This is a genomic window from Nocardioides sp. (assembly GCF_035697785.1).
Lineage (GTDB): Bacteria > Actinomycetota > Actinomycetes > Propionibacteriales > Nocardioidaceae > Nocardioides_B.
The window spans coordinates 31,978-45,155 of the sequence record NZ_DASSCL010000011.1 but is presented as its reverse complement, the minus strand read 5'-3'; the positions used below and the strand labels follow the sequence as shown (position 1 = coordinate 45,155).

At 70.4% G+C, this 13,178-nt stretch carries 13 protein-coding genes; 5 read left to right on the top strand and 8 right to left on the bottom strand.

Features of this window, described 5'->3' with window-relative positions; all coding sequences use genetic code 11:
- Position 1 precedes the first annotated feature (1 nt).
- Positions 2–1,213 carry a DUF480 domain-containing protein gene (locus tag VFH10_RS01520; protein ID WP_325125264.1) on the bottom strand — a complete coding sequence of 404 codons (1,212 nt, stop codon included), beginning with the start codon at positions 1,211–1,213 and terminating at the stop codon, positions 2–4.
- Between the two features lie 221 nt (positions 1,214–1,434).
- Here VFH10_RS01520 and VFH10_RS01515 point away from each other — a divergent pair, with 221 nt between their 5' ends.
- From VFH10_RS01515 to VFH10_RS01505, 3 genes are all read left to right on the top strand, one after another.
- The gene (locus VFH10_RS01515; protein WP_325125263.1) at positions 1,435–3,294 is read left to right on the top strand and encodes an ABC transporter ATP-binding protein; all 1,860 of its coding nucleotides are present in this window, start codon (positions 1,435–1,437) and stop codon (positions 3,292–3,294) included.
- Complete coding sequence (locus VFH10_RS01510; protein ID WP_325125262.1) at positions 3,291–5,213, top strand: ABC transporter ATP-binding protein; 1,923 nt, start codon at positions 3,291–3,293, stop codon at positions 5,211–5,213. The genes VFH10_RS01515 and VFH10_RS01510 overlap by 4 nt, the downstream gene beginning before the upstream one ends.
- A 97-nt stretch (positions 5,214–5,310) precedes the next feature.
- Positions 5,311–5,490 carry a hypothetical protein gene (locus VFH10_RS01505; protein ID WP_325125261.1) on the top strand — a complete coding sequence of 60 codons (180 nt, stop codon included), beginning with the start codon at positions 5,311–5,313 and terminating at the stop codon, positions 5,488–5,490.
- Positions 5,491–5,536: 46 nt separating this feature from the next.
- On the opposite strand, the gene VFH10_RS01500 is transcribed toward VFH10_RS01505, so the two are convergent.
- Together VFH10_RS01500 and VFH10_RS01495 are read right to left on the bottom strand one after the other, a co-directional pair.
- Positions 5,537–5,944, bottom strand: a complete 408-nt coding sequence (locus VFH10_RS01500; protein ID WP_325125260.1) for a hypothetical protein — start codon at positions 5,942–5,944, stop codon at positions 5,537–5,539.
- Positions 5,945–6,019: 75 nt separating this feature from the next.
- On the bottom strand, positions 6,020–6,574 hold the full coding sequence (locus VFH10_RS01495) for a TetR family transcriptional regulator (RefSeq protein WP_325125259.1): 555 nt from the start codon (positions 6,572–6,574) through the stop codon (positions 6,020–6,022).
- Between the two features lie 60 nt (positions 6,575–6,634).
- Here VFH10_RS01495 and VFH10_RS01490 point away from each other — a divergent pair, with 60 nt between their 5' ends.
- The gene (locus VFH10_RS01490; protein WP_325125258.1) at positions 6,635–7,540 is read left to right on the top strand and encodes an alpha/beta hydrolase; all 906 of its coding nucleotides are present in this window, start codon (positions 6,635–6,637) and stop codon (positions 7,538–7,540) included.
- A gap of 207 nt (positions 7,541–7,747) precedes the next feature.
- Positions 7,748–8,146, top strand: coding sequence for an SHOCT domain-containing protein (locus VFH10_RS01485; protein ID WP_325125257.1), 399 nt, complete (start codon positions 7,748–7,750; stop codon positions 8,144–8,146).
- A gap of 126 nt (positions 8,147–8,272) precedes the next feature.
- Here VFH10_RS01485 and VFH10_RS01480 read toward each other — a convergent pair whose 3' ends face one another.
- From VFH10_RS01480 to VFH10_RS01460, 5 genes are all read right to left on the bottom strand, one after another.
- A complete protein-coding gene (locus VFH10_RS01480) occupies positions 8,273–9,451 on the bottom strand; it encodes an NAD(P)/FAD-dependent oxidoreductase (protein ID WP_325125256.1) in 1,179 nt (392 codons plus the stop codon).
- 61 nt (positions 9,452–9,512) lie between these two features.
- Positions 9,513–10,076, bottom strand: coding sequence for an OsmC family protein (locus tag VFH10_RS01475; RefSeq protein ID WP_325125255.1), 564 nt, complete (start codon positions 10,074–10,076; stop codon positions 9,513–9,515).
- Positions 10,077–10,132: 56 nt separating this feature from the next.
- Entirely contained in the window at positions 10,133–10,759 is a 627-nt protein-coding gene (locus VFH10_RS01470; RefSeq protein ID WP_325125254.1) for a hypothetical protein, read from the bottom strand.
- A 98-nt stretch (positions 10,760–10,857) separates the two neighbouring features.
- Complete coding sequence (locus tag VFH10_RS01465) at positions 10,858–11,955, bottom strand: alpha/beta fold hydrolase (RefSeq protein WP_325125253.1); 1,098 nt, start codon at positions 11,953–11,955, stop codon at positions 10,858–10,860.
- Between the two features lie 58 nt (positions 11,956–12,013).
- Entirely contained in the window at positions 12,014–13,168 is a 1,155-nt protein-coding gene (locus tag VFH10_RS01460; RefSeq protein ID WP_325125252.1) for an ROK family protein, read from the bottom strand.
- Positions 13,169–13,178: the final 10 nt, after the last annotated feature.

Here is a 13,178-nt window from a genome sequence, read left to right as displayed (position 1 = left end):
CTCAGGCAGGCCTGCGACCGAGAACGTACAACCGCTGGGATGTCTCGTTGCGGGCGGCGACGGGCCCGCGGACGAACCACTCCACGTCGACCAGACCCGCCGCCTCGACGACCTCGACGACCTGCGACGGCTCGTGTGACACGAAGTCGAGGTCGACCTCGTGGTCGAACCAGTCGTCGAGGTGCTGGACGTTCGCGCCAGCCTGCAACCCGAGGACCAACCAGCCGTCAGGGGCGAGTGGGCGCACCAGAGCTTGGACGGCGTCGGGCAGCTCGGACGCAGCGAGGTGGCTCAGTGAGTACCAACCCAGCACGGCGGCCCACGCGGAGCTCATGGCGGGACGGCTGAGCCGCCGCAGATCGCCGACCTCGAAGTGCGAATCCGGAAAGCGCCGTCGAGCTTCGTCCACCATCGCGGGCGAGATGTCGATCCCCGTGGCATCGGCGCCACCGGCCGTCAGGTACGCCGTGATGTGTCCCGGACCCGAACCGACCTCCACCACTGGCCGTCCCTCCGTGTGAGCGACCACACGGTCCAACAGCCAGCACTCGAACGGCTGGTCCTGCAGCTCGTCGACCCGATGGTCGGCGTACGAGGCGGCAACCGCGTCGTACGACAGACGGACGCGTGCGTCGCGGGCGGCCGCCCCCTCGGCGATTACCGCGTCACGGTCGACGGCGGCCGCGCCGGCCGGGCCGGGTTCGGCCGGGAGGGGCCCGAGCAGGTGGATCCAGCGACGGTCGTGCTGTCCCGGTCGCCGTTCGAGCTCCCGAACCAGCGGCTGGGGGCGGGCCGCCATCCTGCGCAGACTGGCCTCGACGGCGGCCCGGTCGGCGAACGCGTGCAGCCGTTCGGTTCGCGTCCGCAGCTCACCCGGTGTCTGGGCGCCACGGAGCAGCAGGACCGTCAGGAGAGCCCGTTCGTCGGCGTCGAGCCCCAGGTGTTCGTCGAGCACCTGGTGGTACCTCAAGGTGCGGCGACCCGTGTCGGCCCAGACGACCCGCAGCAGGCCGCGCGCCTTAAGAGCCTGCGCGATCTGCTCCACCGAGCGCTCGTCGAAGTCGACGACCGGATCCCGGTTGCTGGCCTGGTTGCAGGCCGCGCGCAGCGCATTGGCAGTGAGGGGATAGGACCCCGGAACGGTCCTCTGCTTCTCCATGAGGCTCCCGAGGAGGCGCTGCTCCTCGCTGGCCAGGACGGGCAGCTCGGTCATGCTCACGACCTTAGGCCTCCCCGTGTCGCTACCCGGCCTGTGCCAGGACCTCAGCGAAGCGCGGCGTCCTGACAGACGCTGAGCCGGCGTGACCGCCGCTCTTGGCGAGTGGCAAGAGATCTCCAGGCTCGCGGCCCGGCGACGGACGAGCGAAAACGGTTCGCCGCGCCCAGGCCGTCGGCCCTAGGCTCGCAGGTGCCATGCGTGACTTCCCTCCCCTCGTGACGACGTTCTGGACCCCCGAGGGAGAGCCGGTCGGCGAGGCCCCCGACACCCGCAGCCCGCTCCGGTTCCTGCGGTGGGTCCTGCGCCAGCAAGGCAACTTGGTCGTCGTCGGCGTCATGATCGGCGTGCTCTGGCAGCTTCCGCTGATCGTCGGACCGTGGATCTTCGGGCGGGCGATCGACGCGGGCGTCGTGGGGAACGACCCGGGTGCGATCGCGACCGGCGCCGGGGCACTGCTCGCCGTCACCCTGATCGGAGCCCTCTTCGGGATCCTGCTGCACACACTCGTGGTTCGTAGCTGGCTGATCAGCCTCTACGGCACCACGATGGCGGTCACCCGCAAGGCGGCGCAGATGGGCCACGTGCTGCCGCGGCGCTCGCCCACCGGAGAGATCCTCAGCGTCGCGTCCAGCGACTCCGACGAGTTCGGTGCGATGACGGAGATCATCGCCCGCGCGGGCTCGCAGCTGGTCTCGTTCCTCGCGGTGTCCGCGATCGTGATGGCGACCTCCCTCCGGCTCGGCATCGTGGTGCTGGTCGCCGCGCCCATTCTGGTCGGCGTGGCGCTGCCGTTCCTGCGCCCGCTGCATCGCCGCCAGGAGCGCGAGCGCTCCCGCAACTCCGAGCTGACGTCGATGGCGACCGACATCGTTGCCGGATTGCGGATCCTGCGCGGCATCGGCGGCGAGCGCACTTTCGGGCGCAACTACGCGCAGCAGTCGCAGAGCTCGCGCGCCGCCGGCGTCTCAGCCGGTATCTGGCAGGCCGTCATCGAGGCACTGGGCGTGCTGTTCTCCGGCGTCTTCCTCGTGCTGCTGCTGTGGCTCGGCACCCAGGAGGTGCTCGCCGACCGGCTCTCCATCGGCCAGCTCATCAGCTTCCTCGGCTACGGCCTGTACCTCATCGGCCCGATCCGGACGTTCTTCGAGTTCGCACAGAAGATCACCCGGTCGATGGTCAGCGCCCGCAAGGCGATCGCGATCTTCGAGCCCGAGCCGCCGTGGCGCGACCGACCCGTCCCCGCCGAGCTCGACCACCACGACGGCCTCACCGATGAGCTGACCGGCCTGACCGTGCGCCCCGGCGAGCTGACGGTCGTGGTCAGCGCCGTCCCCGAGGAGACCGCCGGGCTGGCCGACCGGCTGGGGCGGTACCTGCCGCCGGACACGGAGCCGGTCAGCGAGGCGCCCGACGAAGGGCTCAAGGGCCGGGCGGCGCGCGTCGCCAGGTCCGAGCGGGCCCGGAGGCGCGCCGAGATCGCCGTCCGCGATGCCGAGCGCGCGCGTGGCGACTGGGGGGTCCGGCTCGGCGACGTCGACCTCGCGGACGCCTCGTTCGCCGACGTACGCTCCACGATCCTGGTCAGCGACACCGGGAGCCAGCTCTTCGCCGGGACGCTGCAGGATGCCGTCGATCCGCACCGGCGGCTCACGCGCAGGCAGGCCGAGGAGGCGCTGTTGGCCGCGAACGCCGAGGACGTGTACGACGCCCTGCCCGGCGGCTGGCAGGGCGAGCTCGACGAGCGAGGCCGCGGCCTGTCGGGAGGTCAGCGTCAGCGCGTGGTGCTGGCCCGAGCCCTGGCTACCGCCGCCCCGATCCTGGTCCTGGTCGAGCCGACCTCCGCCGTCGACGCCCACACTGAGGCGCGGATCGCGGAACGGGTCACCCGCCTGCGTTCCGGCCGTACGACGGTCGTGTGCACCGTCTCGCCGCTCTGGCTCCACCACGCCGACCGGGTGGTCGTGCTGGCCGACGACCGGGTCGTCGCCGACGGCCACCACGACGACCTGCTGGCGCACGACCCGACCTACCGCGGGGTCGTGGCCCGCGCCATGAACGAGGAGGTGGCGACGTGACCTCCGACCTGCTCGACACCTCGGCCGCCACTTGGGCGGACCACGGCGACGACGCACCCGCAGTCGACCCGCGTCTGCGACCCCCGGTCGGAGCGACTCCCGCGGAGCGGCTGGCGGCCTGGCGGATGCGACACCACCTCAGGCGCGAGGAGGCCGACCGCGTCTACGAGTCGGCGCGGCGTCCCGACCGGGGCTGGCCGGTGGCCGGCGACCGCGCGGTCTTCGACTTCGCCAAGGCGCTGGTGGTCGACCGCCGCCGGACCTTTGTGGCCCTGGTACTGCTCAACGGCCTCGCCGCGGCCACCGCGCTCGTCGTTCCGCGACTGCTGGGCAACCTCGTCGACATCACGGTCGACGCCGACGGCGTCGGCCTCGACCGGGTGGCGCTGCTGGTCGTGGGCGTGGTGATCGCGCAGGCGCTCTTCACGTTCCTGGCCCAGTGGACCTCGACGATCTTCGGGCAGGACCTGCTCGCATCGGCACGGGAGTACATCGTCCGCACCATCCTGCGGCTGCCGCTCGGCCAGGTGGAGGGTGCCAGCACCGGCGACCTCGTCACGCGGGTGACTCGCGACGTCGGCACCATGTCCCGGGCGGTGCAGTTCGGCCTGCCGATGGCGATCATCTCGCTGCTGACCGTCGCGATGTCTGTGGTCGCGATGCTGCTCAACTCCGTGCTGCTCGCGGTGCCGTCCCTGCTGGTGATCAGCACCAGCTACTTCGCGATCCGCAGCTACCTGCGCCGCGCCCCCCGGGGCTACATCACGGAGGGGGCGACGTACTCCCGGATCAACACGACGCTGACCGAGACCGTCGAGGGGGCGCGCACCGTCGAGGCCCTCGGCCTGTCCGGTCGCAGGGTGGCCCAGGGCGACGACGACATCGAGGTCTCCGCGCAAGCCGAGCGCTACACGATGTCGCTGCGCAACCTGCTCTTCTCCGTCATCGATGTCGCCTTCAACACCCCGCGCGTCGTCACGCTCGTGGTCGGCGCCTGGGGCTACGCGTACGGCTACGTCTCGCTCGGCCAGATCACGACGGCCGTGCTCTACGTCGAGGCTCTCAGCGGGCCCCTCGACCGGCTGGTCGGCGAGCTTGACCGGCTGCAGGTCGGCGCGACGTCGACCGCGCGGTTGCTCGGCATCGCGGAAGTGCCGCCGGACCGGACCCCGCTCGACGTACGCCCCGACGGGCGCCGGCTGGTCGGTCGTGACCTGCGCTTCGCCTACCGTCAGGACCACGACGTCCTGCACGGCATCGATCTCGACCTGAGGATCGGCGAGCGGCTGGCCATCGTCGGCCCGTCCGGCTCCGGCAAGTCCACGCTGGGACGGCTGCTGTCCGGGATCAACCGGCCACGCACCGGCTCGGCCGCCGTCGGCGGGGTGGACCTGGTCGACCTGCCGCTGGAGGTCCTGCGCACCGAGGTCGCGCTGGTCACCCAGGAGCATCACGTGTTCATCGGCACGGTGCGCGACAACATCGTGCTCGCACGCGAGGACTCACCCGACGAGGCGGTCTGGGCTGCCCTGGCGGCAGTCGGCTCCCGGGACTGGGTGGAGCGGCTGCCGCGCGGCCTGGACACTCGGATCGGCTCGGGCCAGCAGTCCCTGACGCCTGCGCAGGCACAGCAGATCGCGCTGGCGCGGTTGATCATCGCCGACCCTCACACGCTCGTGCTCGACGAGGCCACCTCGCTGATCGACCCGCGCACCGCGCGCTCCCTGGAGGGGTCGATGAACGCCCTCCTCGAGGGACGCACCGTCGTAGCCATCGCGCACCGCCTTCACACCGCCCACGACGCCGACCGGATCGCCGTGGTCATCGACGGCCGGGTCGTCGAGCTCGGCAGCCACCACGAGCTGGTCGACCGCCAGGATGGCGAGTACGCCGCGCTCTGGCGTGCCTGGACCTCATGACCATCGCCTCCGGCGGCCCGCGGATCCGACCAGTGACGATCGACGGAGCGGACCCGGTCCCGGTACCACGTATGAGCTGAAGCGAAGGGAGTGAGGGATGAGTAACAACACGGGCGCCGCAGCTGGCAGCGGTGCGATCTACGGCCTGGGCATCTTCGGTGCGCTGGTCTACTTCTGGCAGCAGGCGGACGCTTTCTGGGAGTACGTCCTGGCCGTCATCCAAGGGTTCTTCTGGCCGGCGTTCATGGTCTACGAAGCCTTCGGTGCCCTTGCCTGAGAGCGGGCCGTTTCAGTGCGGGGGGCACCGGGGCCCGGGAGTGCGGCTACGGCTTGGATGCACGAGCCCGGTGGACGGCGGCAAGGATGAGCAGGCTGACCAGGAAGATCAGCAACAGCACTGGGGACAAGGCGAGTAGCAGGATCACGGATGCCACCGCTGCGATGATGGCCGCCCTGACAACGGGTGTGCCCGCTTGCCACGCGCCCTTGATGGCTGCCCGCACCGGGTTCCGACCGTGCAGGGTCGCCTTGACGCCCTCGGCACCTGCCGTCTCCATTGCACCCCCGCCTCGGCCTGCGACGGCATGCAGCTTGTGCGTCCAGCCGGCGATCTCGTGCTCCAGCTTGGTTGCCGCGCCCCCGACCGCAGCGGTGACGATCGAGGTGAATGCGCCAGCAGGACCGTGACCGGCACGGACCCCTGCGCTCGCGGGCGTTGCGGTCGAGGTCATGTTGCTCCCATCCGTTGGTCTCGTCGTACCCGTTCAGCGCGTGTCGACACAGCCGCGGCGCGCCGGAGCGTCAGGTCAGGACCCAGCAAGGGCGCGCACTGCGCGTTCGATGGCGGGGCGCATCGCCAGCGTGGGGTCGACGGTGAGCCGGTGCAGGAGCAGTCCGTCGCCGAGCGCCATGAGAGCCCTCGTCGCCGGAACGGGCTCGGCGATGCCGACGGCGGTCACGATGCTCTCGGTCCACCGCTCGAACTCGCGGCGCTGGCGCCGCAGCGGCTCGCCCAGTTCAGGGTCGTCGGAGAGCTCCAGGAAGAGGGCGTAGCGCGCGCGGGTGCGCGCGGCGAACGGCCCGGCCTGCAGCTCGGTCACGGCGCACAGTCCCTCGATCAGCCCGTCGACGCCCTCGATCGCCGACATCGCGGCCGGGTCGAACTCGGCGCGCTCGTGCTCGGCGATCCAGTCGACGATCCCGCCGAGCAGCGCGCGCCGGGTGCGGAACCAGTTCGACGTCGAACCGGGCGGAAGGCCCGCCCGTTCGTCGACGCGCGCGTGGGTCAGCGCGCGCACACCCTCGGCGCCGAGCAGCTGCACGGCCGCCTCGAGGGCCCGCTCCCGGGTCGTCGACGGCATTGACATCCCTTCCACCCGGTCTACTATGAACATAGTATCCCGCAGCGCGAAGGGGTCATCATGGACACGCCCGAGACCCGCATCACCCGTCACGTCGACACCTCGGCCTGGTCACCCTGGCTGCCGGCGACCCCCGGCTTCGACCATCTCGTCGTCGAGACGCCCGGCCTGCATACTCACGTCGCCACTGTCGGCGAAGGTGAGCCAGTCGTGCTCCTGCACGGATTTCCCCAGCACTGGTGGCAGTGGCGCACCGTAGCTCCGGCCATCGCCGCGCGCGGCTACCGAGCCATCTGCCCCGACCTGCGCGGGGCCGGCTGGACCGTGGCCGACGATCCGCGTGTCGAACGCGAGACCAGGCTGCGCGACCTGCTCGCCCTCTTCGACGTCCTCGACATCGAGCGCGCCCACCTCGTCTCCCACGACATGGGCGCCATCACCGCGATGCAGCTGACCTACGACCACCCCGAGCGGGTTCGGTCGGCCGTGCAGCTCTCCGTGCCGCCGGCCTTCATGAAGTTCAGCCCGAAGGTCGCCCGGGGATTCCGGCACCTCCCCCCGTTCATCTGGCACCGCCCGGGCGCCTCGCTGCGCGGGGTGTTCTCCGAGGCGTACGTCGCCCACCCGCTGTCGGAGGCAACCGTCGAAGCGCACCTCGCCCCCATGCGCCGAGACGACATCGACGGCGCGGTGCGGCCACTCACCCGCGGCATGATCCTGCCCGAAGCCATGCGCTTGGCGGGGGGCGTCTACCGGCGCCGGCGGCTCACGGTGCCGACCCTCGTCGTCTTCGGCCGCCAGGACCACCCGTGGGCCGAGCACCTGGGGCGCATCTGCCGCGACCCGGAGCGGTACGCCGATCGCATCGAGTTCGCCTACGTCGACGACGCAGCGCACTTCATCACCGACGACGCCCCCACCGCGGTCGCCGATCTCGCGATCGATTGGCTCGCACGAGCCGCATGACGGACTGCTGCATGGGGCGTCCGCGGGTGACGTCCTCCGACCACGATTGGACGGCGGTGACGGGCTGGCCAGAGGTAAGGCACTCACCCCGGTGAACCGCTAACGTGGTTTCGCGACGGCCGGGCACCGCCTTGTTTCGACCCGTCGTGCGCTGGGGTCCGCGTGGACCGGTCGTCCAGCGTCAACCAGTCGGGAGGCAGTCAGCACATGTTCGACGACAACGGCTCGTTCCTGCTTGCCATGTTCGAGTTCTTCATCTTCTTGGCATGGTTCATGTGCCTGTGGTGGATCTTCGGTGATCTCTTCCGCAGCAAGGACCTGGGTGGCTTCGCCAAGACGTTGTGGGTGCTGTTCATCATCGTGCTGCCGTTCATCGGTCTGCTCGCCTACCTCATTGTTCGAGGTCGGGGTATGAATGACCGCACGCTCGAGGCGCACAGGGAGATGCAGCAGCGACAGGAGGAGTACATCAAGTCTGTTGCCGGCGGCTCCGCCGGATCGAGCCCGACTGATCAGATCGCCTCGGCGAAGGCCCTTCTCGACTCAGGAGCGATCACCCAGCAGGAGTTCGACCAGATCAAGGCAAGGGCGCTCGCCTCGGCCTGATCCTCCCGCTCCTACGACCTCGCTTCTCCTCCGCCCACGCAGGGCACGTGCCAGGGCACATGTCACCCGCTGGGCCACCGACATTCGGTGGCCCAAGCGAACCCGCGCACCTACTCCTCTGTGCTCTCAGCACGGCACGTGGAGGAGGGCCGGAAGTGGAGGGAGAGCGGCGAGCGTCTCGAGCTCGTCGGCCATCGATGTGTTGAGCTGGAGCAGCAGGCCGGGGATCTCCGCGTCGGTCCATCGGTGGCCGGCGATCACATCCGTCACGTCGAACAACGCCGTCGACAGCGCGTCGCGGATCGCCTGGTAGCCGGACAGGGCGTCGCGCTCACCCGCACCATCGCGGAGTACGGCCACAATCCCGCGGGCAAGTAGCTCGGCGTCCCGCAGTGCGTCGGTCAGCCCGTGCGCACCCAGCGGGTCCTTGTAGTAGCCGGCGTCGCCGACAAGCGCCCAACCATTGCCCCACGCCCGGCGCATGTAGCCGGGTCTGCCGGTGAAGGTCCGAAGTGCGGCCGGAGGCCCGGCGGCAGCAAGCCGGGTCGTGAGGTCTCCCGGCGTCTCGGCGACGATGCGGGTGAGCGGTCCCAGCCCACCGCGGCCTATCCGGCGCGGCGACGCGCTCGCGAACACGCAGGCCTGTCCGGCGTTGGTGGGGACCACGCCAGACGCGGCGTCGGGCCGGAAGTTCCATTCGTAGCCGTCGGTCTCGAGCCCGGTCCAGTAGCCGTAGGTGACGGCGGCGACCGACCTTCCGACCCGCTCGTACGGCGCGTCCACAGCCTCGGCGACCGTTGACCTGATGCCGTCAGCACCCACAACGATGCGTGCCGCGACCCGCACCGTCTCGCCGTCGCGGGCCCGGCCGGTGATCCCGGTGACCGTGCCGTGGCGGTCCCGCGCGACGCCGGTCAAGGCGATGCCGAACCGCACGTCGGCGCCGGCCGCTGCGGCCGCGTCGACCAGGATCGGGTCGAGGATCGTGCGCCTCGGCGCATACAAGGCCTCCACGCCGTGCGACTCCTTGAGGGTGATCGGCACCAGGTCGTCGGCGTACCGGAATGTCGTCCGCCGCACCGCCGGGGTCCCCGCGGCGATGATTTCGTCAAGCAACCCCCACCGGGTGAGCTGGAGCACGCCGCCGCGCATCAGGGCGTGCGTCGACAGGGTGTCCGTGCCGTATCGGCCGCGGTCGACCAGCAGGACACGCAGGCCGTGCCGAGCGAGCAGGTAGGCGGTGGCGGCGCCGGCCGCGCGGGCGCCCACGACTACGACCTCGTAGCTCGGCTCGATGCGGCTCATCTCATCTCCTGGTGGGTCTTGTTCGTGATTGGTGATCCGCTAGGGCGGGGTGGACGTGACGTCAGCCGGCGTCGACGTCGATGGAGACGGGCACACCGTTCGTGAGGACGTCGAACACGGCGGACCGCCGTCGGGACTGCTCGACGACCGAGCGCAGCTTCGCCGGGTCGTCGCCCCGCAGCGTGAAGCTCACCCGGACCTGCTGGTAGCCGTTGCGAACCTCGTCGGACAGCCCGAGGATGCCGAGCAGGTCGATGTCACCCTCGACCGTCGAGGAGACCTCGGTCAGGTTCACCCGACGTACCGCTGCGATGTTGGCGATACCCGCAGTGAGGCAGGCGGCCAGTGCGTGCAGCAGGTACTCAACCGGCGTCGGACCCTGGTCGGACCCGACCAGCACCGGCGGGTGGTCCGCGTCGAACGTGAACGGCTCACGGTGCGTCATCTCCTGCTTGGCGCCGTGGAAACCGTGGATCACCGACCGATTGTGGGTCCCGCTCAGCCAGGTGTTGGTGGCCCGGAAGCGGAACTTTGCGATGTCGGTGTCGCCCTTCACGGCGTCGAGCGTGCCGAACAACGTCGCGGTGTCGACGCCGTTGCGGATGGGGTTCTCGGCGATGGTCATGGACTTGCTCCTCAACTGTGGTTGGTTCGGGCGAGTTGTTCGCCCCCGTGCTGCGCTCACGAGCTGGCACCGACGGCCGGTCTTCCGTAGGTGACGGCATGGAGGACGGACGCCGGAACGGTCGCCAGCAGCTCGGTGTCCGGCCGTGCGCCGAGCGCCTCGTTCACGGTCGCGAAGGCCAGGCGGAGTGCGACGAAGACGGTGATCGCGAATACCTGCGCATCGTCGTACCCGGCATCGCGCAGTGGCTGGACGTCGCGGGCCTCGGTCGCGTTCGGGTCCCGTGCCACACTGCGGGCCCATCCCGCCAGGGCGCGCTCGGCGGGGTCGAGCCAGCCGTCATCGCCGCGCAGCACCTGGCCGGCCACGTCGCCACCGACCACGCCGGAGAGCCTCTCGCCCCAAGCGAGTGAGCAGTACCCGTCGCCGAAGGCTGAGGCTGCGGCGACAACCAGAATGGCGCGCTGCCGGAAGGTCAGTTCGCCGGCTCGGACCGCTTGGCCGACCAAGTCGAACAGACCGCGGTGCAGCGACGGGTGATGTGCCCACAACCGAGTCAGGTTCATCAGGAAGCCCTGCTGCGCGATGCTGTCGTCGTACAGGCGCCGCACGTCGGCCGAGGTCGGCGGTATCTCGAGGAAGCCGGTGCCGCCGGTCGTGGTCGCTGGATCGGTGATGGTCATGAGCCGACGGTACGAACACGTCGTCCTGCCGCGCGTCGGTGTGTGCGCGCAAACCCAGGGGCTCGCCTCGCCTGGTTGTGTCGGTTAACGCGTACCCGTCAGGCGCGAGTCATCAGCCTGGCGACCGCCGCGGCCCGCGCCGACTTCCCTTGGATGCCGAGCTTCGCATAGGTGTTGTGCAGGTGCCGTTCGACCGTGCGGATGCTCAGGATGAGGGATCGGGCAATGGCCGCGTTGTCCTGCCCTTGTGCGGCGAGCCGGAGTACGTCGAGCTCTCGCGGCGACAGCACCGATGCCGGATCGGGACCGACTGCCCGCATGTCCGGCTGGCGATCCGGGGCCATGAACGCCGCCACCTCGTCGACGAAGACCTGCCAGGCCGGTTCGGCGCCGAGCACGATGTGATTCGAGCTCTCCAGCACCACTAGGCGTGCACCGGCGATCATCGAGGCGAGATAGCGGCCCTCCTCGAAGTCGTTCATCCGGTCACGCCGCGAATGCAGCACCAGGGTCGGGAGGTCGAGTTGCGGCAGCAGTTCGGTCACGTCGTCGCGATCGCGTTGACGACGGGCCTCGCAGGCGGTCTCCGCCGACGCGGACACACGCTGCAGCTCGTCGAGCCAGCGCATCTGGTCCTCGCTGGCGCCAGGGATCATCAGCGAGGTGAACACCCGCCGGAACTCCGACTCAGGTCGACCCCAGCCGACCTTGATCAGCCGTTCGAACGTCTCGTTGAGCTCGAGGTCCTCGGGCGTCGGATCGCGGAGGGCCGCCGCGTAGCTGCCGTAGAACATCAGCCGGGACACCCGCTCGGGGTGGCGCACCGCATAGACGATCGAGGGCGGACCACCCTGTGCCATCGCCATGAGCGCGAACCGGCCGAGTCCGGCATGCTCGACGACCGCTTCGAGATCGGCGACCCGTGCCTCCAGCCGAAAGTCGTCGACGTCCCAGTCGGACAGCCCATACCCGCGCTCGTCGTACCGGATCACCGTCGCGATCTCACCCAGGTCGTTCAAGAAGTGCCGCCAGACGGGGCTCGTCCAGTCGTGCTGCAGGTGACTGAGCCAACAGGTCGCGATCACCAGCGGGGGGCCAGAACCGTGCCGCGCATAAGCAATCCGCACGCCGTCGGCCGACCGGCAGAACCTCACCTCTTGCGGTGGCGGCGCCGTCCCGTGATCGGAGGCTGGCACTCCTCGATCGTACCGTCAGGCGTCGGCAGCACGGCGGACCACGCGTACGCCGTGCGGGTCAGCCGCGCAGCTTGGCATTGACGGCGTCGGGGGAGAACTCGTGGTCGACGACCAGCCGGGTCAAGCCGACGATGGCGGCGTCCTCTCCGAGAGCGCCGAGCTGGAGCGCCATGTGGCGGGTTGCCCGCGGCAGGGCGAGGCTGTACAGGGTTTCCCGGATCCCCGCCAGCAACGGCGCTGAGGCCAGGTCGCCGCCGATCAGCACCTCCTGGGGGTTGAGCAGACAGACCACCGTGGCCATCACCTCGCCGATCCGCCGGCCGGCACGCTGCGTCAGGACAGCGGCGTCGGCGTTGCCTGCCGCCAGCAGGTCGTGCACCTCCCGGCCCGAGTGCGCCGGGTAGCCCAGTTCCGTCAGCTCTGCCGCCACCGCCCGACCGCTGGCCACCGCCGCGAGGCAGCCGCGCATGCCGCACTGGCAGCGCGCGTCCGACTTCGGTGAGACCCGCACGTGACCGATGTCGCCGGCACCGCCGTCGAACCCGGCGTAGGAGCGACCGTCGATGACGATCCCGGTGCCGATACCGGTCGAGACCTTGACCAGACACAGGGACCGGACGTGTGAGAAGCCGGCGGCGTACTCGCCGAGGGCAGCCGCGTCGGCGTCGTTCGCGGTCAGCACTGGGACGCCCGGCAGGTCCGCTTGAAGTTGCTCGGCCACCGGATAGGCGTCCCAGCCGGGCAGGATGGGCGGTTGGCTGGGGCGGCCGGACTCGGGGTCGACGGGTCCCGGGAGGCTGACGCCCACGCCGCACAGCCCCGCGGCGGTCACGTCGTGCGTCCGCATCAGGGTGGCCATCGCCGCCGCGATCCGGTCCAGCACCTGGCTGGGGCCCGCCTCGACGGGGACGTCGATGTTGTCCTCCGCCAGCACGGCGCCGCCGAGGTCGGTGACGGCGATCCGCGTGTGCGTGGTATCGACGGCGGCGACGAGAACGCGGGACTGCGACGTATTGAAGGCCAGCCGCCGCCGTCGCCGCCCGCCGGTCGCCTCGGTCGTGTCCCCCTCGATGATCATCTCGGCGCCGAGCAGCGCGTCGAGCCGTTGCGCGACGGTCATCCGAGACAGTCCCGTCGCCTCGCGGACGTCACCCCGCGTGGACGCACGACCGTGTCGGATCAGGTCCAGGATGTCGCCGGGTCCGGTGGGCACCGGTGACCAC